Genomic DNA, 22,975 nt, shown 5'->3' on the forward strand with positions numbered 1-22,975 from the left:
ACTCCAAGGAGAAGTACGGACGGAGGAGTTCCATGTATACGACTGCCAGAACCACAATGCCTGCCGACCTGACCCGTGACGGCTCCGGACTGACAATCAAGGATCCCCGGACCGGAGAGTATCTGTGGTCCGTTCCCGAGGCCGAACCCGGCGCCGTGAACCACGCTGTCGATGTGGCCAGGAGCGCGGCCGGGCGGTGGCCCGCCGTCGCGCCGGCTGAGCGGGGTGCCGCCCTCCGGGCCGCTGCCAGGGCACTCGACGCCGCCGCGCAGGAACTGGCGGAGCTGAACAGCAGCGAAACCGGGCGTCCACTGGAGGAAGCCCTGGCCGGCATCGCGGCCGGAGTCTCCACCCTGGAGCAGTATGCCGAGCTGGGCCCGGTGCACCGCGGACACAGCCTGCTGGGCAACAGGTCGGCTTCCGACTATACGGTTGCCGAACCCCGCGGCGTCGCTGTCCTCCTCACCCCGTGGAACGATCCGGTGGCTGTGGCCTGCGGACTGATTGGCGCGGCCCTTGTCACGGGTAACACCGTGGTGCACAAGCCCAGCGAGCGCTGCCCGCGCCTCGGCGAAGCCCTGGGCGAAGTGCTGGCACCGGCCTTTCCCCCGGGCGTCCTGCTGACCGTCTCAGGCGGGGCGGGGGTGGGCGCCCTCCTGACGCAGGCCGGCGTCGACGTCATCGCGCATGTGGGGTCCAGCGCCTCCGGCGAGCGGATCGCCCACGCCGCGGTGCAGACCGGAGCCCATGTGGTCCGGGAGAACGGCGGGAACGATCCCCTGGTGGTGGACCGGGACGTCGACCCGGCGTGGGCGGCCGAGCAGGCTGCCATCGGTGCTTTCAGCAACAGCGGACAGATCTGCACCTCCGTGGAACGGATCTACGTCCATGAAGCCATCGCCGCCGGGTTCTGCGCCGCCCTGGAAGCCGAAGCAGCGCTCCGCAACAGCAACGGCACCGTCGCTCCGCTGGTGGACACGAGACTTCGGGACGCGGTTCACGCCCAGGTCTCCGAGGCGCTGGAGCAGGGGGCGCGTGCCGTGGAAGGCGGTTCAGTTCCCGAGGGCGCCGGCGCCTTCTACCCGGCGACAGTCCTGCTCGGCTGCACGGACGGCATGCAGGTGATGACCGAGGAAACCTTCGGCCCGGTGGCTGCGGTCAGGGTGGTCCAAAGTTTCGAGGAAGGGCTCAAGCTGGCGGGCAGCGGCCGCTACGGGCTGGCTGCCACAGTCCTGACCGGGAGCATTGCCCACGTTCAGCAGGCCATCGCGGCGCTTCCGGTGGGCACCGTGAAAATCAACGAGGTGTTTGGCGGGGCGCCAGGCGGTTCGGCCCAGCCGCGGGGCGCGAGCGGCGAGGGATTCGGCTACGGCCCGGAGCTGTTGGATGAATTCACCCGCGTGAAGGTGGTGCACGTCGCGGCCCCGCCGCCGTTCGCCCTCCAGCCGCCGCACAAGGAGCAGCCATGAGTCCGGCGGATGCCAGCGCCGGGGACCTCGCCAGCCAGCGGGCGCTCTCCGAATGGCTTCCCCGCCGCCTCGCCGCCGAACGGCCTGCCATCACGGTGATCGGCGACGTGATGCTTGATGGCTGGTGGAGCGGAACCATCGAGCGCCTGTGCCGGGAAGCGCCCGCCCCCGTGGTGGACGTTGCCGCCCGCGACTTCGCCCCCGGCGGGGCAGCGAATACCGCCATGAACCTCGCGGCGCTCGGAGCCCGGGTGGCGGTGGCCGGCATCATCGGAACGGACGACGCCGGGACCACGCTTCGGAGGAAACTTCAGGATGCTGGGATTGACGTCCGGCATCTGCTTGCCCACCCGCAAATGGTCACCACCACAAAGATCCGGATCAGCAGCGGCGGCCAGGTGATGCTGCGCATCGACGACTCAGCCACATCCGTCCCGGCCGAGGCGCTGGCGGCGCTCGCCGCAGTGGTGCGTGCCGCCGTCGACCATCAGGACGCGGTGTTGGTGTGCGACTACGGCACCGGTGTCCTGGCCGGTCCCGTGCGTGCGGCCATCATTGAGGCGCTGGGCCAGGCCGAATCCCGGCCGCTGACCGTGGTGGACGCCCACGATCCCCGGCCCTGGGCCCCGCTGCGGCCGGACCTGGCCACCCCCAATGCCCAGGAAGCAGGCCGCCTGCTGGGCCTGCGCCTGCCCGAGGGGCCGGACCGGGTGACTGCCGTGACCCGGCACCGCGACGCCCTGTGCGCTGCCACCGGGGCACGTGCGGTGGTGGTGACGCTGGACCGGGACGGAACAGTCCTGTTCCCGGCCGACGGCGGCACCCACCGGACGTGGGCGAGGCCAGCTGCGGAGAAGCAGGCTTCCGGCGCCGGAGACACCTTTGTGGCGGCCCTGACCCTGGCCCACTCGGCGGGCCTCCCGCTGACGGCAAGCCTGGACCTCGCCCAGGCCGCGGCGGACGTGGTGGTCCACCAGCCCGGCACGTCGGTGTGCAGCACCGCGCAGCTGGGCCGCTACTTGGCGAGCTTCGCCGACACGGCCCTCGGCATCGAGGAACTGGCCCTCGAACTCGAAGCGCACAGGTCCCAGGGCCAGCGGATCGTGCTGACCAACGGCTGCTTCGACGTGCTGCACAAGGGCCATACCCGCTACCTGAACCAGGCCAAGCAGCTGGGCGACGTCCTGGTGGTGGCGCTGAACAGCGATGCCTCAGTCCGCCGGCTCAAGGGGCCGGACCGTCCCATCAATACCGAGGCGGACCGGGCAGCGGTCGTCGCCGCGCTCAGCTGCGTGGACTATGTCACGGTCTTTGACACCCCCACGGCAAGTCCGCTGATCCGGCGGTTCCGGCCGGAGGTGTATGCCAAGGGCGGGGACTACACTCCGGAAATGCTTGAGGAAACCGGCGCGGTGGAGGAATGCGGCGGGAGGGTAGCCATCCTGGACTACGTGGCGGAACGTTCGACGTCGGCGGTCGTCAACCGCATCCGGGCGGGCGAAGGAGCCGGGCCGGGCCAGTAGGGCGCCTGTCCCGCGCGGTCCGGTCCACTAATGTTGAACCATGACTGATGCGGCGCACGGATAATGGCAAAACGCGGCAAGTCAGGCGGCCGGAACAGCCAGCGTCCGGCGGCGGGAGTCATCGAGGTGCCCAAGGGAACCCGGCCGGACGGCCCCGTCGAGGGCGTCTACTACATCGACACGGGCGACTGCGAGCTCATCGCGGACCAGGACAACTCCAACGGCTGGCTCCTGAGGATCAACGGTGTTATGAGTTCCCACATCGACCTCGCCGATCCGCTCTTCCTCGATTTTGAATACATGCGCTGGATGGCGGCGCTGATCGAGTCGCGCTGGCCGGTGGCGTCCGGAAAGGGCGGGGCCCAGCCCGAACCGTACCGCCTCCGTGGGCTGCACCTGGGCGGCGGGGCATGTTCCCTGGCCCGCTATTTCCACGCCGCCTACCCGGACGCGCGCCAGGTGGTGGTGGAGCTTGACGGCAAGCTGGCCGAATACGTCCGCGGCTGGTTCGACCTCCCCAAGGCGCCGCTGCTTCGGATCCGCGTGGGGGAGGCCCGCGAGGTCACCGAGACGCTCACGCCGGACACCCGCGACTTCATCATCCGCGATGTCTTTGCCGGATCGCTGACCCCGCGCCCGCTCACCACGGCGGAATTCAACAGCCACATCAGGCGTGTCCTGGCCCCGGGCGGCATCTATGTGGTCAACTCCGGCGACGCTCCGGACCTGAAAAACGCCCGCGAGGACGCCGCCACCATCGCCGCAGCCTTCGAACACACAGTCATCATCGCCGATCCCGCCATGCTCAAGGGCCGCCGGTACGGGAACATGGTGATGGCCGGCAGCGACGCCCCGCTCGACGGCGACCCGCAGCTGGCCCGCCGGCTCCTGGGTGGTGCAGTCCCGGCCCATATCTGGAACGACGCCCAGGTGCGCGCCTTCGCCGCCGGCTCCCCGGTGCGCCACGACCCGGCGGCCCTATCGATTGCTCCGTAACCGCCGTTTTCAGGCCCTAAAAGGGCCGTTACGGAGCAACCGATGGGGTTTTTCCCCGGCCCAGGAGAGCCTCCCGGTGCGCCGCCGTCTGGTCCCGCAAGGCCTGCACGACGGCGGCCACGGCGGGGCGGCGCATCGAATCCGGCCGGAGCACCATCCAATAGGGGAGCAGCTCGGCGAAGTCGCCAGGGAGCAGCCGGACCAGGTCGTTGTGCAGGTCGCCCATAAAGCACGGCAGGAAGCCGATGCCCGCGCCGGCGCGGGTGGCCTCCACGTGGACAAAGACGTTGGTGGAGGTGAGTCCGTCGCGCATCGCCGGCACCAGCCGGCGGGGAGCGTCGAGGTCGTCCACCTGCAGCATCGAGTCCACAAAATAGACCAGCGGATGCTCCGTCAGCTCCGCCACACTGGCGGGCGTCCCGTGCTCCGCCAGGTAGGCGCGCGAGGCGTACATCCCCAGCATGTAGTCGCCCAGCCGCACGGCCTCGGCCCGGTGGACCTGCGGTTCACCCACCACCACCTCGATGTCCAGGCCCGAGCGCTGCTGCAATGCCCGCCGGGTCATGGTCACCACCTCCACGGTGAGCCCCGGGTGGTGGCGCCGCAGCCGGGCCACGGCCGGGGCCGCGATGTAGGCGCTGAAGCCGTCAGTCGCCGTCATGCGTACGACGCCGGTAATCGGGTCGGGTGCCTTTCCTGCCGGTCCCAGCGCACTCACCGCAGCCTCCACCTGTTCGGCAACCCGAACGGCCTCCGTGCCGAGCTCCGTCAGTTCCCAGCCACCGGCCGCCCTGGCCAGGACCCGGCCGCCGAGCGCCTTCTCAAGGGAGGCTATCCGGCGTGAGACGGTGGTGTGGTTGAGGCCCAGGGCCTGTGCCGCCGTCGTAAATTTAGCGGACCGGGAGACGGCGAGCAGGACCAGCAGGTCGTCCGGATTGGCATTCATATCTGCAATTGTGCACATGGTTGGTGCTGGATTGGGCATTGAACGTGCATGTTTGTGCAGCAATACTCAGTGAAGCCATTAGTGCTGTGGATCACAGCACGTGTCGGAGTGGACACTAAGGAGAAACCCCATGAGCGTAGGACAACGCTCGGCAGACAATGCCGCCGGATCCGCACCTAAAGGATCCGGACTGAAGAAGATTGTAGCCGCCTCAATGGTGGGCACCGTAGTGGAGTGGTACGAGTTCTTCCTTTACGCCACCGCCGCAACCCTCGTGTTCGGGAAGTACTTCTTCCCCGCCACAGGAAACGAGCTGGACGGCATCATCCAGGCCTTCCTCACCTATGCCGTGGGCTTTGTGGCCCGCCCGCTCGGTGGAATCGTGTTCGGCCAGATCGGCGACAAGCTGGGCCGCAAGCCCACCCTGCAGCTGACCATCGTGATCGTGGGTGTCGCCACGTTCCTGATGGGCTGCCTCCCCGGCTTCGCCGACATCGGTTACCTGGCACCGGCCCTCCTGGTGGCCCTGCGCTTTATCCAGGGCTTCGCACTCGGCGGCGAATGGGGCGGCGCGGTGCTGCTGGTTGCAGAACACAGCCCCAACGCCTCCCGCGGATTCTGGTCCAGCTGGCCGCAGGCCGCCGTGCCCGTGGGCAACCTCCTGGCCACGCTGGTGCTGTTCATCATGTCCACCACCCTGAGCCCCGAAGCGTTCCTCGGCTGGGGCTGGCGCGTGGCCTTCTGGCTCTCCGCCGTGATCGTGTTTGTGGGCTACTACATCCGTACCCACGTCACCGAAGCCCCCATCTTCCTGGAGGCCAAGGCCCTGGTGGAGAAGGAACAGGCCGTCAGCTACGGCGTCTTCGAGGTTGTCCGCAAGTACCCCAAGGGCATCCTGCAGGCCATGGGACTGCGCTTCGCGGAAAACATCATGTACTACCTGATGGTCAGCTTCGCCATTGTCTACCTCAAGAGCGTGCACAAGTACGACACGTCCTCGCTCCTGCTGGCACTCCTGATCGCGCATGTCATCCACTTCCTGGTCATCCCGCAGGTGGGCCGTCTCGTGGACAAGCTGGGACGCAAGCCTGTCTACCTCTTCGGCGCCATCGCCGGGGCGGCCTGGCCCTTCTTCGCGTTCCCCATGTTCGACACCCGCAACGCCGTGGTAATCGTTTTGGCGGTGACCATCGGCCTGTGCCTGCACGCGTTTATGTACGCCGGCCAGCCTGCCATTATGGCCGAGCTGTTCCCCACCCGGATGCGCTACTCGGGCGTCTCGCTGGGCTCGCAGGTGACGTCCATCTTTGCCGGTTCGCTGGCGCCGCTCCTGGCCACCCAGTGGCTCAAGGACACCGGCTCCTGGCTGCCCACCGCCGTCTACCTCGTGGTGGCCTGTGCCATCACCACGGTGGCGGTGCTGAGCCTGAAGGAAACCAAGGGCATCGCCCTGGAGGACGTGGACAAGGCCGACGCCGCCCGCGAAGGACTCCTGCCGGCCGGCTCACGCTGAGCTGCTTGAGCCGCTGAGGACCGGGCACGAAGGCTGACTGGCAGACGATGGGAAGTGCAATGGAAAACTGTTTGAACGGCCGCAAGGCCCTGGTGACCGGCGGAGCCAGCGGGATCGGCGCCGCGTGTGTCAGGGAGCTCGCCGCCCGCGGGGCAAAGGTGGTGGTTGCCGACGTCGACTCCGCCGGCGCCGCCGCACTCGCCGACGAAGTAGGCGGCACCTCCTGGGCCGTTGACCTGCTGGACGTGGACACGCTCGCCACCCTGAGCCTGGACTGCGACATCCTGGTGAACAACGCCGGGATCCAGCGCATCAGCCCCATCGAGGAGTTCGATCCGGCGGAGTTCCGCCGGATCATCGCCCTCATGCTGGAGGCCCCGTTCCTGCTGATCCGGGCAGCCCTGCCGCACATGTACGCCAACGGCTTCGGCCGCATCATCAACCTGTCCTCCGTGCACGGACTCCGTGCCTCCCCGTTCAAAAGCGCATACGTTTCCGCGAAGCATGGCCTGGAAGGGCTGAGCAAGGTGACGGCGCTTGAGGGCGGGGAGCGCGGTGTCACGTCCAACTGCGTCAACCCGGGCTACGTCCGGACGGCGCTGGTGGAGAAGCAGATCGCCGACCAGTCCCAGGTGCACGGCATCCCGGAGTCGGAGGTACTGGCCAAGGTCATGCTCACCGAATCCGCCGTGAAACGGCTGGTGGAGCCCGAGGAAGTGGCGTCACTGGTGGCCTGGCTGGCGTCCGATCATGCCGGCATGGTCACCGGGGCCAGCTACACCATGGACGGCGGCTGGTCCGCGCGGTAGCCCCAATGAGTTTTTGTCCAGATAGCGTGCCAAAAAGGTCAAGGCGCGTTATCTGGACAAAAACTCAGTCCAGCCGCCTCAGGTGGCGGTGGTCGTAGAAGAAGACTCCTGCCGCTGTTCCGAGTTCCACGGACGAACCCCGGCGGGTCATGACGATCCCCTCGTGCCGGCCGTTATACGGATCATCCCCCACCACGGCATCCCCCACGCGGTAAGGGCACTTCGGGCCGAGGGTCACCAGGATCCGGTCCCGGATGCTGATGATGAGGGAGGAAAGTCTGACTGGCCGGCCCATGCTGGCCAGGTCCGGGACATGTGCTTTCACCATGAACCACTCCTTGAAGGCGGCATGGAGCCGCCCACTGCGGTGCGGTTGCCGGAACGCTCCAGCAGAGGATGGTCCTCCTATTCCTGGCTGGCACCTTACACATACGCTAGGTGCTATTCACACCAGTCACACCAGTAACAGGTACTCGTTTTGGCGGAGACCCACTACTTAGGGACTTTCCGGTCGGTGCTGGCCTTCCGTCAGCGCTGGCCGTCGAGAATGTCGTCGGCGTTGTCGTAGGCCCACGTGACCAAAGGAACCAGCAGGGCGGTGAGTTCATAGCCGCGGACCGTCAGGCTGTAGTCAACATGCGGCGGAATCACCGGCTGGGCCTTCCGCAGCACCAGGCCGTCACGTTCCAGTGTCTTCAGGGTCTGTGCGAGCATCTTCTCGCTGATGCCCTCGGCCCGCCGCCGCAGTTCGCTCCAGCGATGCTCACCTTCCGAGAGCGCCACGAGGATGAGCACTCCCCATTTGCTGGTGATGTGGTCCAGGACCGTCCGGCTGGGGCACCCGGCCTGGAACACGCCGTTGGTAAAGTCCGCCGGCAGGGGTGCCAACTGCGGTGCACGCAGGGTCTTCGCTTCCATGGCCATATCTTACCAAAAGGTCAGTACCTTACTTATAAGTGCGTACTCTCTTTCAGGAAGTATTTATGCGGACAGCTGGTTGTGGATGGTGACCCCCTTACAAATGGTGAAAGGAAACACCCCATGAGCATCGTCATTACCGGAGCCACCGGACAGCTTGGCCGCCACGTCGTCGAGGCACTCCTGCAGCGCAACGTTCCGGCAGCGGAGATCGTGGCCACCGGCCGTTCCCTCGAAAAGCTGGCCGATTTCGGCGCCCGCGGTGTGCAGATCAAGCCGATGGACTATTCGGACCCCGCGTCCGTGGCGAAGGCACTGCAGGGCGCCAGCAAAGTGCTGCTCATCTCCGGCAGCGAGGTTGGCCAGCGGGTTGACCAGCACCGCACGGTGATTGAGGCGGCCAAGGCTGAAGGCGTGGACCTGGTCGCGTACACGAGCATCGCCAACGCCGACACCACCGCCATGAAACTGGCCGCCGAACACCAGGCCACCGAGGCCATCCTGAAGGACTCCGGTGTCCCGTTCGCCATCCTCCGCAACGGCTGGTACCTCGAAAACTACACGGACCAGCTGCCGGGCACGCTTGCCCAGGGTGCCTTGGCAGGAAGTGCCGGCGAGGGCAAGGTCAGTGCCGCTTCCCGCGCGGACTACGCCGAGGCCGCCGCGGCTGTCATGGTTGCCGACAACCAGGCCGGCAGGATCTATGAACTCGGCGGGGACCACGCCTTCACGCTGGCCGAACTGGCCCAGGAAATCAGCACCGCAGCCAGCCAGCCCGTGGCGTACCAGGACCTTCCGGTTGAGGAATATGCCGGGCTGCTGGCAGGATTCGGTGTTCCGCAGGCGTTCGCCGAGATCCTGGCCGATTCCGACCTCGGCATCGCCCGCGGCGACCTCCTGGTCAGCGGCTCCGACCTCCGGACCCTGATCGGCCGGCCCACGACGCCGATGCCTGCTGCCGTCCGCTCGGCGGTCGCCGCCGCCTGACGCTCTCTCATTTCCTGCACGTTTTGAGCCAACGCTCTCTCATTTCCTGCACGTTTTGAGCCAACGCTCTCTCACTTTCATTCGGTGGGAGAGCGTTGGGGGCGGGCTAGGACTTGCTGCCCGTCAGCGCCAGGGTTCCGCCGAGGCCGATCATCATGACCCCGCCGGCAGCTCCGAGGGTGGAGATGCGCTTCGGCGAACGGGCGAACCAGTGCCGCGCGGTGCCGGCGGCCAGCGCCCAGATGCTGTCCAAGGCAAGCGCCAGCACCAGGAAAACCGCGCCCAGGGACGCAAGCTGCAGCGGAATGCTGCCTGCCTGGTAGTCAATGAACTGCGGCAGCACTGCCACGAAGAACACGATCGACTTCGGGTTCGTGGCACCCACCACGAAGCCCTCCCGCAGCAGGCGCCAGGTGGACGACGGCGGCACCCGGCCCGCCGCCGTCGTACCTCCGCCGCGGTGCCGGATCGCCTGAATGCCGAGATACACCAGGTAGGCCGCGCCGGCGAATTTGATGATCGTGAACAGCACGATCGACTGGGCCAGCACAGCGCCGACTCCCAGTGCCACGGCGATGACCTGCGGCACCATCCCCAGGGCGTTGCCCAGCACGCTGAGGAGCCCGCCCTTGCGTCCGAGGGCAAGCGAACGGCCGATGACAAACAGCACGCTGGGGCCGGGGATGGCGATGAGGACCAGCGAGGCCAGGGCAAACGCCAGGAGATTGGTGAACGGAACCATGCCTGATGATAGTCCTGGCCTCGGCCGGCGGTCGATGCTTAGCTGCCGGCGGAAACTCCGGTGGTGACGGCGGTGGTGACCACGGGCAGCGGTGAGGTCTCGTCCACCAGGTCGGCCCGGCGTCGTCCGTTCCCCTTCACCCAGAGCCGGTAGGCGAGGACCAGCAGTCCCAGCCACACGGCTCCCACGTACAGCGCCACGCGGGTGTCCTCGAAGGCGCCCAGGACGCCGATGACCAGCGCCATGAATGCGATGGTCAGGACGGATGCGGCCGGCCACCATGGGGAGGGGAATTCCGACGCCGGCAGGCCCTTCCGGGCGATCTCACGTTTCATGGCCACGTGGGACGCCAGGATCATGACCCACACCCAGACGGTGGCGAATGTGGCGATCGAGGCGATCAGGATGAAGACGTCCTCGGGAATGACAGCGTTGAGGACGACGCCCACCAGGAGGATGCCCGCCATCATCACCACGGTCATCCACGGGACGCCGTGGCGCGATACCTTGCCGAACACTGCGGGCGCGTGGCCCTGGTTGGACAGGCCGAACAGGATGCGGCCTGCGCCGAAGATGTCGCTGTTAATGGCGGACAGGGCGGCGGTGATGACCACGGCGTTCAGGATGTGGGGGGCGGCCGGGATGCCGAGGCCGCTGAAGATCTGGACGAACGGGCTGCCGTTGGTGCCGATTTCGTTCCACGGGAAGAGGCTCATCAGGACCCCGAGGGTCAGGACGTAGAACAGCAGGACGCGCACCGGTACGGTGTTCACGGCCTTCGGGATGACCTTTTTGGGGTCCGCGGCCTCGCCGGCGGTAATGCCGAGGGTCTCGATCCCGCCGAAGGCGAACATCACGACGGCGAAGGAGGCCAGAAGCCCCTCGAAGCCGTGGGGGAACAGGCCGCCGTGTTCCACTAGGTTGCCCAGGCCCGGCGCCACGGTGGAGCCGCCGGCCTGGAAGCCGAAGGCGATGATGGCTGCGCCGCTGGCGATCATGGCGATGATGGCCACAACCTTGATCAGCGAGAACCAGAACTCCAACTCGCCGAAGACCTTCACGCTGAGCAGGTTCAGGGCGGCCAGGAAGCAGATGATGGCCAGGATCCAGATCCAGCGGTCCACCTGGGGAAACCAGAAGCCCATGTAGATGCTGAACGCCGTGACATCGGCGATGGCCACAATCGCCATCTCAAAGACGTAGGTCCAGCCGGTCACAAACCCCGCGAGCGGTCCGAGGTAGCGGCTGGCGTACTGGCCGAACGAGCCCGAGACGGGGTGGCGGACGGCCATCTCGCCGAGCGCCCGCATTACCATAAAAACCGCTGCGCCGCCGATGACGTACGCGAGCAGGACCGCCGGGCCGGCCTTCTGGATGGCGGAGGCGGAGCCGTAGAACAGGCCGGTGCCGATGGCCGAGCCGAGCGCCATGAAGCGGATGTGCCGGACGTTCAGTCCCCGGTTGAGGGCGCTTGCGACGGCGGCGCCTGGGCCGGGCCTTTCGGTGGGGCGGGCGTCCGGGCTGGCTTCTGTGTCTTGCCTGGTGGCGGCGTGCTGCATACAAATACCTTCTCGTCATTGGGAGGGGGATCGTTAACCAGCAGACCATTTTGGCGCCCGGCGTGATGAGCCTCACGGACGCTTGGTGTCTTTCATTCCAGACTCAACGCGGCCGCCCGGGGTCCAGGGAACGGGTCGGTGCAGCGCGCTGCGCCTGCCTTCCGAGGGCTAGGCGGTGAGTTGGATCCGGAGGAAAATAGTTCCCGGAAGGCTATCCCGGGTGTTGAGCCGGGCCCTGAAGCGGAGGATGAAGTGGATGACTTCATTGCGTATCTCGATACGTCCCAGGTCCGGCCAGGCATGCTGGAGGAACTCAAGGCGGCCATGGCGGATTTGGCTGCATTCGTGGACCTGAACGAGCCCAGGATCATCGCCTACCGCGTCTATTTCTCGGCGGACGGAACCACCATGAGCGTCCTGCATTTCCATCCCGATCTGGCCTCCCTGGAGTTCCACCTGGAGGTGGCAGGACCCAAGTTCCCGCCGATTGCTCCATTCATCAGGATGCAGACGATCGAAATATTCGGCCGCCCAACGGAGGAACTCGTGGCCCGGCTTCAGACGAAGGCGAAGCTCCTGGGCAGTGGGTCGGTCATTGTCCGCGACTTCCACGCCGGGTTCGCCCGCCTTCCGGGCGCCTGAACGGACGACACCAAGCCGCGTCCGCTTATGTAAATCATCCTTGACTCCATGTTTGCTTTCTTTTACATTGGAAGTGTCAAGTTTCTTTTACATGCCTAGTGTCGGCAGGGAGCAGAAATGTCCTTCGAAGAGAAGAGCGCGTGGATCATGGGCGTGGTGGCCGTGGGCTCCTACGGCGTCTACCTGGCCATCGTCCTCGGCCTGGCCGGAACCATGCCTTTGGTCGACGTCCCGTACGTTGCGCCGCTCCTGTGGACGGTCGGGGCTTCCATTGCTTTGTCCATCGCCCTGCACATCCTGATGGGCATTTTCTCGCCCAAGGAGGCCGGGAAGAAGGACCAGCGGGACCGGGAGATCTACCGCTTCGGCGAGTACATCGGGCAGTCGTTTCTGGTGATCGGGGGAGTCGCGGTGCTGCTGATGGCGATGCTGGAGGCGGACCACTTCTGGATCGCAAATGTCATCTACCTGGCGTTTTTCCTTTCTGCAATCCTCGGCTCCGTGGCCAAGATAGTTGCCTACCGCAGGGGGTTCCAGCCGTGGTGAAACCAACACGGGTGACGAACTCGATCCGGCGCCTCCGGTTTGCACGCGGCGAGATGACCCAGGCAGAACTTGCCGAGCGTGTGGGCGTCACCCGGCAGACCGTCATCGCCATCGAGCAGGGCCGGTATTCGCCGTCCTTGGAGATGGCCTTCCAGATCGCCCACGTGCTCAGCGTGCCGCTCGAGGACGTATTCCAGTACCCGCAGCTTGAAGGAGACGCATCATGAAAGCCATCGTGCAGGACGTTTATGGGAACCCGGAGATGCTCCAATTGCGGGACATCCCGAAGCCGGTGCCCGGCGACGGCGAGGTCCTCATCCGGGTCCGCGCCGCCGGCGTCGACCAGGGCGTGTGGCACCTCATGACCGGCATGCCGTACCTGGTCCGGCTCTTCGGCTTCGGGCTGAAGAAGCCCAAGGTGCCGGTCCGCGGCAGGGAAGTTGCCGGCGTCGTGGAGGCCCTTGGAGCGGGCGTGACCCGGCTCCAGCCCGGCGATGAGGTGTTCGGCACCTGCGAGGGGTCCTTCGCGGAATTCGTCTGCGCCAAGGAAAAGTTGGTGGCGCGGAAGCCTGCCAACCTCACCTTCGAGGAAACGGCCGCCGCCCCGATTTCCGCCGTGACTGCCCTGCAGGCCGTCCGCGACGCCGGACAGGTCACTGCGGGCCAGAAGGTGCTGGTCATCGGTGCGGGCGGGGGAGTGGGGTCCTTCGCCGTTCAGCTCGCCAAGGCGTTCGGGGCAGAGGTCACCGGCGTGTGCAGCACCGCCAAGATGGACCTGGTCCGGTCGCTCGGCGCCGACCACGTCATCGACTACACCCGGGATGATTTTGCCACCGCCGGTGTGCTTTACGACGTCATTCTGGACACCGCCGGAAACCGGCCGCTGTCTGTCTCTCGTAAGGCCCTCACGCCGCAGGGAACGCTGGTGATCGTAGGCGGTGAAGGTGGCGGGAAACTGACCGGCGGGTTTGAGCGGTCCATCGGTGCGCCCCTGGTCTCGCTGTTCTCCGGGCAGAAATTCAAGGGGCTTGTCTCAACCGAGAATTACCAGGACCTTGAGGCCCTGACAGCACTTATTGAAGCCGGGCGCGTGAGACCCGCCATCGACAACGTCTACCCACTCGCGGAAGCCCCGGCCGCCGTCGCCCATCTGCATGAGGGCCGGGTGCGCGGCAAGGTTGTGGTGAGTGTCTGACGCGCCCCCACCTGCTCCCGGCCCTGGCGCGAACGTTCACTTGAGGCCCCATGTTCGCAGGTTATCCACAGCTTGAGCGGATAATCTCCGCGTACGAGTTTCATCGACCACCGTCCGCTTATGGCCCGTATGTTTATTTTGTCGGCCGAAGAAATTGCCCGCGTGGATGTACGGCTCGCTGCGCTGAAACGACGGCTCACAGCGCGTCTCGCCCCAGCGCTGGCGGATGCGGGCAAAGCGCCTTCTGCGAGCTAGCTAGCCTGGACCGCGGAGTCAGACGTCCCCGCGGAGAGGCCCCTGCGGGGTGGCGGACTGAGCCGTGTCCTCCTCTGCCGGAGTGGCAGCGGCCCGGGCTGCAGCCTCGATGATGGCGCGGTGGGCGGCCCATTCCTCCGGACTGCGCGGAGTCAGGTTGGGATCGCCGGGACGCTGCCCCGCCGTGCCGTCGATCAGTTCGCGCAGGATGTCGGCATGGCCCAGGTGGTGGGCCCTTTCGGCAACCATGTGAACGAGGATCTGGTGCAGGGTGACGTGGCGCCGCACTTCCGGCCACCACGGAACCACCCCGACCGCGTCCGGCGGCAGGGCCTCGATGGTTGCGTCACTGTGCTCCCCGGCAAATAAATGCAACTCAATGATGTCCTCACGGCTTTCGTCGGGGGCGACCCACAGATCGGCGTCGGGGCTCGCGTCGGCGTCGAACCAAGGGAGATGCCGGCCGCTGGGGCGGCCAAAAACGTCACCAAGGTAGCCGAGCTCCATGCTCGCCACATGCTTGACCAGACCCAACAGGTTGGTGCCGGTGGGTGTGAGCGGCCTGCGGACGTCGTACTCGCTCAGGCCATCCAGTTTGCCGAGAAGGCTGTCCCGCCTGACGCGCAGATAGTGGTGCAGTGTCTCTTTTCGTCCATAGCGGGCACTCTACTGAACGGCCGGAGCGTCAGTCCCCAGGGGTGGAATCTGCAGCGGGGAGTCTCTCCCTCAGCCAATGAATGACCGTTTCGCCCTGCCGCTGCTGGAAAGCCCGGAGGGTGGGGAGGCCAGACGGTGGCGGTTGCCGTGCGGCGTCGATGAGGTAGGCGGCAATGCCGGACAGGAATCCGTTGACGTGATCCGCGCTGGCACCCGTGAAGACGCCGTGGGAAGCCAGGATCGCATCCGCTTCGAAGGAAGCATCGAAGACGCGGACGTTGACCAGGACCGTGAGGGCATCCACCCACGGTGCTCCGATGGCAGCCCACGGCCAGTCCACTAGAACGGCCCCGTTCGCAGCAGTGATGAGGATGTTGTCTGCGCGCACGTCCGTATGGGCCAGCGATCCACCTGCCACATCCCTCAGTCCTCGCTCTGCCAGCCGCTCGAGCGTATCGAGGTTCCGGAGGACCCAGGGATCGCAGTCCTTCGGTGTATCGCGCCGTATACGGGTCCAACCGCGAAATGGATCGGCAAGCTCCGCTTCTAAACTGGGCAGTCGCTTGAGGCCTGTGGGGAGCGGCGTCCTGGCAATCTTCAAAAGGGCATCCAGGACAAGCTGAATCTCGATGTCGTGCCATGGAACATGGGGATGTCTGCCTTCCACATCCCTGAGCACAAGCGCGACCCATTCGCCGTCGTCGAATGTCCCGATCAGCGACGGCGCCGGCACGCTCTTCGGCAGGGCAGCTGCAATCGCCGCTTCTTTCCGGTGAATTTCCGGCGAATGCTCGTTCAGTTGACGGCCGACGGCCTTGACGAACGCTGTGCGGCCGGTGGCGGTGCGCACCCTGTCCGCGGTACCCGGAGAAAAGCCTCCCTGCTGGCCCCTCGCCTCAATCACTGGGGAGCCGAGAATCTGTTCTATTCCTTCCCGAACATGGCCGGGCAGGTCAGTCCAGCTGATGCGCGGACTCCATTCGGGTTGCATCCAGCCATTATTCCTTCGCGGCGGAGGAGCGGGCGCGCTACCTGGAGGTCCTGCGTGGCTTCCTGCACCGATTCGACCGGTCAACGTCCGAAGAAGATTCCCTGGCCTGCGTGGTCGAAGAGGGGTGGCGTCGGGCGCAGTTCATGTGCGTATAGAATTCGGGTACGCAACCCCGGTATCAAACGTCGTGGCCTCCCAGGAAGCCTGCTGTTAGCCACTTCAACGGGTTGACATCACACCTGTTGGGGGAAACTTGATCACCGCTCTGCAATGCGCCCTGCGCCAATGGCTTTCTGCGGCGATGGCTGCCGGCCTCGTCTTGGGAGTCGCCATGGCTGCCCTGCTGATTCCCTCGACGCCGGCACAAGCTGCACCGGCAGATGAGGACCGGGTCAACGCCACATATCTCATTGAGAGCGAATGGGTGCGCGTCAGGCTGGCTGCTCAACGGGCCTTGGACACCTATTCACCTGCGGTCATCCGGGAGTTCCTCCGTTACGAGCAGTACCTCGCGGCAGCCATGGACATTGAGGAACAGGTCGTCCTCCGTCTGACGGCCAATGCTGATTCTGCCAGCCTGGAAGCGCGGTCGCAGAGGCTTGCTGCCGAAAGCGCCCTGGCCCAGGCGGGTGATCCTCAGAACGCCCCAGCCGCTGCGGCGTCCTCCCGGGCCGCAGCTGATGCTGCGCGGACGGCAGCGCAGAAGGCTACCGAGGCCGTAGGCGGCGCGGTAGCAGCAGAAAAGGCTGCCCGAATGGAGGAACACGCGCGCCTTGGGGTTGAATGGGCGTTCCGCACGGCGGAAGCCAAGGCCGCCCATACGGCTGAAGACGCCCAGCTGGCGGCAGAGGCCCAAGCCAGGTTGGACAACCCGGCACCCTATCCCACCGAGCAGCAGATCATTGCTGACAGGCAACGCACGTATCAGTACCAGGCAACGGGTGGAGCGCACGTCCGTTCATCCGCGGAAAGCATTCTCCTCGCTGACGATCCACTCCGTGTGCGCGAATTCCTGGTGGAGGGTGTCTTCGCAGCCGAGGAACTGGACAATAGGATCTCTGCCTACTGGTTGCTCGAAACAGGCGGTCCCGAGACCAGGGTCGGAGCAGACGCAGCCATTGATGGAACACGGGAAATGCTCCGCGCCCTGGCCACGACGGACCAGTTCCGATTCGCCGATCGCGACCGCGAAAAGTCGGCCCTGGTCTCAGGAGTTCAGGCAAGAATCTCCATATCGAATGGCCAGGCCGCCCAGGCGGAGTCCGATGCCATAGCCGCAGAAGCTGCTGCAGTGGCCGCGGCCGCCCGGGCGGCGTCCGGAGCCGCCACTCCGCCAGCCAGCCAGCCCGAAGCGGTCAGGAATCAAGCCCCGGCTGCCAGCTGGCTTGGCTTTGCGGGAGGAACCGTTTTGAACGCCGGGGTAGTCGAGGCAGGGGCCCTTCAGCAGGTTGCACCGGCTGAACCCGGCGAATTCGCCGGGATGACCGATGCCGCACACGCCGCACCGGCAGCTGTGGGGGGTAAACCGGCGTCCGGAACAATGGACGCCGGAAATCCGGCCGGTCTGGCGGAAGGCCCGCAGGCCGCCGAGACCCGGACTGGCCAGGGCGGCGGGTCCGTGTGGATGGTCCTGCTTGTCCTTGGAGTGATCGTGCTAGGCGGCATCGGCGCCCTTGTCCTGCACCGCCGGAGAAGCCCGGCCTGACAGGGAGCAGTCGACGGACCGCCGCCGCTGCACCAGGGTTGCGGACCGGGGCCGGGATCTCGGCGCCCTCCTCGGGCATGTGTCCGGGATTAGAGACACGCAAGCGGTAAGCGGGTCCTCCGCAGTCTGCTACGGGGCGCATCCTTAAGTACGGGATACCGGACACCGCCGAGACCGAAGAGGACGCATGCCAGCCACTACAGCCGCCGCAACCACCACCCAGACCCCGGCCCATGCGGGGTCAAAGGCGACCTCCAAGGTCCCGGCCGCCGAGAACACCCTTCGCATCCTCAAGCTGCTGGCCTCCAAGCGCGGGCCCATGGCGGCGTCGAGCATTGCCACATCCCTTGGCCTGCCCCGCTCCAGCGTCTACCACCTGCTCGCTGTGATGGAGGCAAGCGGCTTTGTCCTCCACCTGCACGAGGAGCAGCGCTACGGGCTGGGCATCAGCGCCTTTGAGCTCAGTTCCGCCTACTCGCGGCAGGAACCGCTGTCGCGCCTGGGCCGGCCGCTGCTGGCATCCCTGGTGGACGTCATCGGCGAAAGTGCACACCTGGCGGTGCTCCACGGCCGCGACGTGCTGTACATCGTCGAGGAGCGGGCCAAGAACCGCCCGTCCCTGGTGACCGACGTCGGCGTCCGCCTCCCCAGCCACCTCACCGCCAGCGGCCGCGCCATCCTCGCCGCGCTGCCCAAATCGCAGGTCCGCGCGCTGTACCCGAACGCCGCCGCTTTCACCGCCCGGCACGAGGTGGCGGGCGCCATCATGAAGTACTCAGCACTGTCCTCGCACCTGGACCAGGTCAGGCAGCGCGGCTACGCCACGGAGCACGGCGAGGTGACGCCCGGCTTCGGCTCGATCGCCGCCGCCGTCACGGACCACGTGGGATGGCCGACGGCGGCAGTCGCCGTGACATTCCTCGAAGACAAACTGCCGGCGGACCAATGGCCGGCGCTCGCCGCCCGGGTGCAGAAGGTCGCGGACGAGCTCTCGGTCCGCATCCACGGCCGCCCCGCCAAGTAGCGCCGGCCCGCCGGACCTGGAGCGGTCTGGAATCCCGGACAGCACCCGCCCGAAAGCCCTGTCCGGTCCCGCCCGCAGGGGCTTTAGTAGATACAGAACCTCTTCCCAACACTGCGAAACCGCACTCGCCCAAAACACGAAGGAGCCCCTCATGGCACCCGCCGATTTCACTACCGGTGCCCGCCCGGTCAAAGCAGCCCGCGGCACCGAGCTCACCGCCAAGAGCTGGCAGACAGAAGCCCCGCTGCGCATGCTCATGAACAACCTGGACCCCGAGGTGGCCGAACGCCCGGACGACCTCGTGGTCTACGGCGGCACCGGCCGCGCCGTCCGCAGCTGGGCCGCGTTCGACGCCATCACCCGCACGCTGGAAACGATGGAAAAGGACGAGACCCTCCTGGTCCAGTCCGGCAAGCCGGTGGGCGTCTTCCGCACCAACGAATGGGCCCCGCGCGTCCTGCTGGCCAACTCCAACCTGGTGGGCGACTGGGCCAACTGGCCCGAGTTCCGCCGGCTCGAGGCCGAGGGCCTGATGATGTACGGCCAGATGACCGCCGGGTCCTGGATCTACATCGGCACCCAGGGCATCCTGCAGGGCACTTTCGAGACGTTTGCCGCCGTCGGGCGCAAGCTCCAGGCTGAAGGCCGCATCCCGGCCGCTGCCGGCGAAGGAACAGTCGGCGGACCCCTCGCCGGGACCCTGACCCTCACCGGCGGCTGCGGCGGCATGGGCGGCGCGCAGCCGCTGGCCGTCACCCTGAACGACGGCGCCTGCCTGATCGTCGACGTCGACGAGTCCCGCCTGCGCCGCCGCGTCGGCAAGCGCTACCTGGACGAGGTCGAAACCGACCTTGATGCCGCGATTGCGAAGGTCCTGAAGGCCAAGGCCGAGCGCCGCGGCTGGTCCGTGGGCTACGTGGGCAACGCCGCCGAGGTCTTCCCCGAACTCCTGCGCCGCCACCAGTCCGGCGAGCTGGCCATCGACGTCGTCACGGACCAGACCTCCGCGCACGATCCCCTGTCCTACCTGCCCGAAGGCATCACCGTGGACGAGTGGCACACCGAGGCCGCCGCGGATCCGGAAGGCTTCACCAAGAAAGCCCAGGCCTCCATGGCCCGCCACGTCCAGGCCATGGTGGAATTCCAGGACGCCGGGGCCGAGGTGTTCGATTACGGCAACTCCATCCGCGACGAGGCCCGCAAGGGCGGCTATAACCGCGCCTTCGAGTTCCCCGGCTTCGTCCCGGCCTACATCCGGCCGCTGTTCTGCGAGGGCCTTGGCCCGTTCCGCTGGGTGGCCCTGTCCGGTGACCCGGAAGACATCGCCGTCACGGATAAGGCCATCAAGGAGCTCTTCCCGGAGAACACGCACCTGCATAAGTGGCTTGACGCCGCCGCGGACCGCGTGGAATTCGAAGGCCTGCCGGCCCGGATCTGCTGGCTGGGCTACGGCGAACGCGCCAAAGCCGGACTGCTGTTCAACCAACTCGTGGCAGAAGGCAAAGTCAAGGCGCCCATCGTGATCGGCCGCGACCACCTCGACTCCGGCTCCGTGGCCTCCCCGTACCGCGAAACCGAGGCCATGGCCGACGGCTCCGACGCGATCGCGGACTGGCCGTTGCTCAACGCCCTGCTCAACACCGCCTCCGGCGCCACCTGGGTCTCGATCCACCACGGCGGCGGCGTCGGCATCGGCCGCTCCATCCACGCCGGCCAGGTCTCCGTCGCAGACGGCACCGACCTCGCCGCGCAAAAACTCGAACGCCTCCTCACCAACGACCCCGGCATGGGCGTCATCCGCCACGCCGACGCCGGCTACGACCGCGCCCTCGAGGTCGCCAACGAACGCGGCGTCCGCATCCCCATGAACGAAACCCGCTAACTGGCCACCCTCGGTGGTCGAGCTTGTCGAGACCTGGATTTCGACAAGCTCGATCACCGGCACTGAGCAAGGAACATCCAATGACCATCACCACCCACGAACCGCTCACCGTCACCCTCGGCTCCAGCGGCGTCAGACCCGAGGACGTCGTCGCCGTCGCGCGCCACAACGCCAAAGTGACCATCTCCCAGGATGCCTTGGACACGGTGGCCAGGGTCCGCGCCCACATCGACGAGCTCGCCCACAGTGAGACCCCCGCCTACGGAATCTCCACCGGCTTCGGCGCGCTGGCCAACCGGCACATCCCCACCGAGCTGCGCACCCAGCTGCAGAAGTCCCTTATCCGCAGCCACGCGGCCGGCATGGGCCCGGCCGTGGAACGCGAAGTGGTCCGCGGCATCATGTTCCTGCGTGCCAAGACCCTCGCCTCCGGCCGCACCGGCGTCCGCCCCGTGGTCCTGCAGACCATGGTGGACGTGCTGAACGCCGGCATCACGCCGGTGGTCCGCGAATTCGGTTCGCTCGGCTGCTCCGGCGACCTCGCCCCGCTGTCCCACTGCGCCCTGGTGCTGATGGGCGAGGGTGAAGCGGCCGGGCCCGACGGCGTGACGTACGGCGGGCGCGGAGAACAGCCTGTCGCCGTACTGCTCGCCGAGCACGGCATCGAGCCGGTCACCCTCGCCGAGAAGGAAGGGCTCGCTCTGGTCAACGGCACTGAAGGCATGCTGGGCATGCTCCTGATGGCCATCGCGGACCTCCGCAAACTGCTGACGACGGCGGACATCACCGCTGCGCTCAGCGTCGAGGCACTGCTTGGCACGGACCAGGTGTTCCTGCCGGAGCTGCACGCCGCGCTCCGCCCGCACCCCGGCCAGGCCGCGTCAGCTGACAACATGCTGCGCGTGCTGTCCAACTCCCCGATCGTGGCGTCCCACCGCGTCGGCGATTCCAAGGTCCAGGACGCCTACTCGCTGCGCTGCGCCCCCCAGGTTGCAGGCGCTGCCCGCGACACCGTGGACTACGCCGCCCTGGTGGCATCCCGCGAGCTCGCCGCCGCGATCGACAACCCCGTGGTCCTGCCGGACGGACGGGTCAGCTCCAACGGCAACTTCCACGGCGCGCCCGTGGCCTACGTGCTGGATTTCCTGGCCATCGCCGTCGCCGACCTGAGTTCCATCGCCGAGCGCCGCACGGACCGGATGCTTGACCCTGCGCGGTCCCACGGACTCCCGGCCTTCCTCGCCTCGGATCCGGGTGTCGATTCCGGCCTGATGATCGCCCAGTACACACAGGCAGGGCTGGTCTCGGACAACAAGCGGCTGGCCGTCCCGGCGTCAGTGGATTCGATTCCCAGCTCCGCCATGCAGGAAGACCACGTGTCCATGGGATGGCACGCCGCCCGGAAGCTCCGCAAGGCTGTGGAGAACCTCCGCCGGGTCCTGGCCATCGAACTCGTGACCTCGGCCCGGGCGCTGGATATCCGGACAGAACTCTCCGGCGGTGAACTGGTTCCCGGACCTGCCGGGACCGCCGTCCTGGGAGTCCTGCGCACGGTGGTCGAGGGGCCGGGCACCGACCGGTTCCTGTCCCCGGAACTCGAAGCGGCGGACCTCCTGGTCGCCTCCGGCGAGGTGATTTCAGCCGCCGAATCCGCCGTCGGGAATCTCGCCTGACAGGGAATATTGTTCAGTCCGGCTTAGCTTTTCGGGACGATGTCGAAATATGTGGCGACACGTACATTTCAGGTGCGGGAAGTGTAGTAGAACTGAAGATGTAGTGAAAGTCACATCAAAGAGGCTGTGACAGCAGAACGCATACAAAGGGGTAGTAGTTCACATGAAAGCACGTGGGGCAGTCCTAACGAGGCGAAATGCCCATTCGGCCACCATCTCCGACTGGGGAACACTCCGGCCAGGGGTCCGGGTGGAAATTCTCAAGCATGCGCATGTCATTGCGACGGGCGAAGTTGAGGAAGTGTCGCAGAGCGGGAACGTCCTGTGGCTGGTGCCGGCCGGTCCGACCGAAAAGCAGCTCTTCCTGAAGTCCGACGGAGTGCAAGTGCGCCGGAGCTAACCCCACCAGGTCCTGCACCAGAAAGTCCCCGCCGTTTGACCGCCCCTGAAAACAGGGCCAGGCCAAAAGGCGGGGACTTTCTGTCTTTAAGGAATGCGGTGCGAACTACGCTGCGATGTTCTCGTAGGTCTCGCCGAACGGCACCGACTCGTCGAGGGCGACGGTGTAGCGGCCCGGGTGCAGGCGGGTAACGAGGATGCCGCAGGCTGCATCTTTTGCGGCGGTCTCGATCAGGGTGGCAACAGCGTTGTCCAGTCCTTCGTGGACCTCTTCCGCGCTGGAGAACTCCAGGTCGATGGAGGGGAATTCCGCGGCTTCGTCGGCCGGAGAAACGGCTGGGAGGCGTTCGAGGGTGGCTGTAGTCATGTGCTGTTCTTTCTGTGATTCGTGCCGGAGGGCACGGTACATCGTACCGGCGAGCCCTCCGAATGTCAGATGACTGGTGTTTATCACACCGGGATAGCGCTTTCCCCCGCAGGTCATTGTGCCACAGCATCCCTTGAATGTTCAAGAAAAAATCCGGGGCCCGTCCGCAGGACCGCA

At 66.5% G+C, this 22,975-nt stretch carries 23 protein-coding genes; 15 read left to right on the forward strand and 8 right to left on the reverse strand.

All coding sequences use genetic code 11. The features are described 5' to 3' along the window. Window positions 1–32 precede the first annotated feature (32 nt). The 3 genes from ABV518_RS11055 (at window position 33) to ABV518_RS11065 (ending at window position 3,988) form a co-directional block, all read left to right on the forward strand. Window positions 33–1,469 carry an aldehyde dehydrogenase gene (locus tag ABV518_RS11055; RefSeq protein ID WP_367767128.1) on the forward strand — a complete coding sequence of 479 codons (1,437 nt, stop codon included), beginning with the start codon at window positions 33–35 and terminating at the stop codon, window positions 1,467–1,469. Then, window positions 1,466–2,992, forward strand: a complete 1,527-nt coding sequence (rfaE2, locus tag ABV518_RS11060; RefSeq protein WP_367767129.1) for a D-glycero-beta-D-manno-heptose 1-phosphate adenylyltransferase — start codon at window positions 1,466–1,468, stop codon at window positions 2,990–2,992. Before ABV518_RS11055 ends, rfaE2 begins: the two co-directional genes overlap by 4 nt. Before the next feature lie 63 nt (window positions 2,993–3,055). Further along, window positions 3,056–3,988 carry a spermidine synthase gene (locus tag ABV518_RS11065; RefSeq protein WP_367767131.1) on the forward strand — a complete coding sequence of 311 codons (933 nt, stop codon included), beginning with the start codon at window positions 3,056–3,058 and terminating at the stop codon, window positions 3,986–3,988. Between the two features lie 28 nt (window positions 3,989–4,016). On the opposite strand, the gene ABV518_RS11070 is transcribed toward ABV518_RS11065, so the two are convergent. Further along, the gene (locus tag ABV518_RS11070) at window positions 4,017–4,934 is read right to left on the reverse strand and encodes a LysR family transcriptional regulator (protein WP_367767132.1); all 918 of its coding nucleotides are present in this window, start codon (window positions 4,932–4,934) and stop codon (window positions 4,017–4,019) included. Window positions 4,935–5,064: 130 nt separating this feature from the next. Between ABV518_RS11070 and ABV518_RS11075 the strand changes: the two genes are divergently transcribed. Together ABV518_RS11075 and ABV518_RS11080 are read left to right on the forward strand one after the other, a co-directional pair. Further along, window positions 5,065–6,447, forward strand: coding sequence for an MFS transporter (locus ABV518_RS11075; protein ID WP_367767133.1), 1,383 nt, complete (start codon window positions 5,065–5,067; stop codon window positions 6,445–6,447). Window positions 6,448–6,506: 59 nt separating this feature from the next. Then, window positions 6,507–7,256, forward strand: a complete 750-nt coding sequence (locus ABV518_RS11080) for a 3-hydroxybutyrate dehydrogenase (protein ID WP_367767134.1) — start codon at window positions 6,507–6,509, stop codon at window positions 7,254–7,256. A gap of 64 nt (window positions 7,257–7,320) precedes the next feature. Here the strand turns inward: ABV518_RS11080 and ABV518_RS11085 are convergent, their stop codons facing one another. Both ABV518_RS11085 and ABV518_RS11090 read right to left on the reverse strand, forming a co-directional pair. Then, window positions 7,321–7,584 (reverse strand): hypothetical protein, encoded by a 264-nt coding sequence (locus ABV518_RS11085; RefSeq protein WP_367767135.1) that lies wholly within the window; start codon window positions 7,582–7,584, stop codon window positions 7,321–7,323. A 200-nt stretch (window positions 7,585–7,784) separates the two neighbouring features. Then, complete coding sequence (locus ABV518_RS11090) at window positions 7,785–8,174, reverse strand: winged helix-turn-helix transcriptional regulator (protein WP_367767136.1); 390 nt, start codon at window positions 8,172–8,174, stop codon at window positions 7,785–7,787. A gap of 123 nt (window positions 8,175–8,297) precedes the next feature. Between ABV518_RS11090 and ABV518_RS11095 the strand changes: the two genes are divergently transcribed. Continuing rightward, complete coding sequence (locus ABV518_RS11095) at window positions 8,298–9,161, forward strand: SDR family oxidoreductase (protein ID WP_367767137.1); 864 nt, start codon at window positions 8,298–8,300, stop codon at window positions 9,159–9,161. Between the two features lie 106 nt (window positions 9,162–9,267). Here the strand turns inward: ABV518_RS11095 and ABV518_RS11100 are convergent, their stop codons facing one another. Together ABV518_RS11100 and ABV518_RS11105 are read right to left on the reverse strand one after the other, a co-directional pair. Beyond that, window positions 9,268–9,903 carry a LysE family translocator gene (locus tag ABV518_RS11100; protein ID WP_367767138.1) on the reverse strand — a complete coding sequence of 212 codons (636 nt, stop codon included), beginning with the start codon at window positions 9,901–9,903 and terminating at the stop codon, window positions 9,268–9,270. A 38-nt stretch (window positions 9,904–9,941) separates the two neighbouring features. Next, entirely contained in the window at window positions 9,942–11,462 is a 1,521-nt protein-coding gene (locus ABV518_RS11105) for an amino acid permease (RefSeq protein ID WP_367767140.1), read from the reverse strand. 252 nt (window positions 11,463–11,714) lie between these two features. On the opposite strand from ABV518_RS11105, the gene ABV518_RS11110 reads away from it, so the two are divergent. From ABV518_RS11110 to ABV518_RS11125, 4 genes are all read left to right on the forward strand, one after another. Continuing rightward, a complete protein-coding gene (locus ABV518_RS11110; RefSeq protein WP_367767142.1) occupies window positions 11,715–12,104 on the forward strand; it encodes a hypothetical protein in 390 nt (129 codons plus the stop codon). Window positions 12,105–12,221: 117 nt separating this feature from the next. Further along, entirely contained in the window at window positions 12,222–12,650 is a 429-nt protein-coding gene (locus ABV518_RS11115; protein ID WP_367767143.1) for a hypothetical protein, read from the forward strand. Further along, window positions 12,644–12,877 carry a helix-turn-helix transcriptional regulator gene (locus tag ABV518_RS11120; protein ID WP_367767145.1) on the forward strand — a complete coding sequence of 78 codons (234 nt, stop codon included), beginning with the start codon at window positions 12,644–12,646 and terminating at the stop codon, window positions 12,875–12,877. The genes ABV518_RS11115 and ABV518_RS11120 overlap by 7 nt, the downstream gene beginning before the upstream one ends. Continuing rightward, complete coding sequence (locus ABV518_RS11125; RefSeq protein WP_367767146.1) at window positions 12,874–13,845, forward strand: NAD(P)-dependent alcohol dehydrogenase; 972 nt, start codon at window positions 12,874–12,876, stop codon at window positions 13,843–13,845. Before ABV518_RS11120 ends, ABV518_RS11125 begins: the two co-directional genes overlap by 4 nt. A 273-nt stretch (window positions 13,846–14,118) precedes the next feature. On the opposite strand, the gene ABV518_RS11130 is transcribed toward ABV518_RS11125, so the two are convergent. Both ABV518_RS11130 and ABV518_RS11135 read right to left on the reverse strand, forming a co-directional pair. Continuing rightward, the gene (locus tag ABV518_RS11130; protein ID WP_367767410.1) at window positions 14,119–14,739 is read right to left on the reverse strand and encodes a DinB family protein; all 621 of its coding nucleotides are present in this window, start codon (window positions 14,737–14,739) and stop codon (window positions 14,119–14,121) included. A gap of 46 nt (window positions 14,740–14,785) precedes the next feature. Then, window positions 14,786–15,748 (reverse strand): phosphotransferase family protein, encoded by a 963-nt coding sequence (locus ABV518_RS11135; RefSeq protein ID WP_367767147.1) that lies wholly within the window; start codon window positions 15,746–15,748, stop codon window positions 14,786–14,788. Window positions 15,749–16,079: 331 nt separating this feature from the next. On the opposite strand from ABV518_RS11135, the gene ABV518_RS11140 reads away from it, so the two are divergent. The 5 genes from ABV518_RS11140 (at window position 16,080) to ABV518_RS11160 (ending at window position 22,432) form a co-directional block, all read left to right on the forward strand. Beyond that, window positions 16,080–17,453 carry a hypothetical protein gene (locus tag ABV518_RS11140; protein ID WP_367767148.1) on the forward strand — a complete coding sequence of 458 codons (1,374 nt, stop codon included), beginning with the start codon at window positions 16,080–16,082 and terminating at the stop codon, window positions 17,451–17,453. A 187-nt stretch (window positions 17,454–17,640) separates the two neighbouring features. After that, entirely contained in the window at window positions 17,641–18,477 is an 837-nt protein-coding gene (locus ABV518_RS11145) for an IclR family transcriptional regulator (RefSeq protein ID WP_367767150.1), read from the forward strand. 151 nt (window positions 18,478–18,628) lie between these two features. Beyond that, window positions 18,629–20,359: a urocanate hydratase gene (locus tag ABV518_RS11150; RefSeq protein ID WP_367767152.1), complete on the forward strand. Its 1,731-nt coding sequence runs from the start codon at window positions 18,629–18,631 to the stop codon at window positions 20,357–20,359. A gap of 80 nt (window positions 20,360–20,439) precedes the next feature. Then, a complete protein-coding gene (gene hutH / locus ABV518_RS11155; RefSeq protein WP_367767153.1) occupies window positions 20,440–22,032 on the forward strand; it encodes a histidine ammonia-lyase in 1,593 nt (530 codons plus the stop codon). 163 nt (window positions 22,033–22,195) lie between these two features. Then, window positions 22,196–22,432, forward strand: coding sequence for a hypothetical protein (locus ABV518_RS11160; protein WP_131133620.1), 237 nt, complete (start codon window positions 22,196–22,198; stop codon window positions 22,430–22,432). Between the two features lie 105 nt (window positions 22,433–22,537). On the opposite strand, the gene ABV518_RS11165 is transcribed toward ABV518_RS11160, so the two are convergent. After that, the gene (locus ABV518_RS11165) at window positions 22,538–22,798 is read right to left on the reverse strand and encodes a hypothetical protein (RefSeq protein WP_367767154.1); all 261 of its coding nucleotides are present in this window, start codon (window positions 22,796–22,798) and stop codon (window positions 22,538–22,540) included. Between the last annotated feature and the right edge of the window lie 177 nt (window positions 22,799–22,975).

It is taken from the genome of Arthrobacter sp. HS15c, assembly GCF_040812005.1.
Lineage (GTDB): Bacteria > Actinomycetota > Actinomycetes > Actinomycetales > Micrococcaceae > Arthrobacter.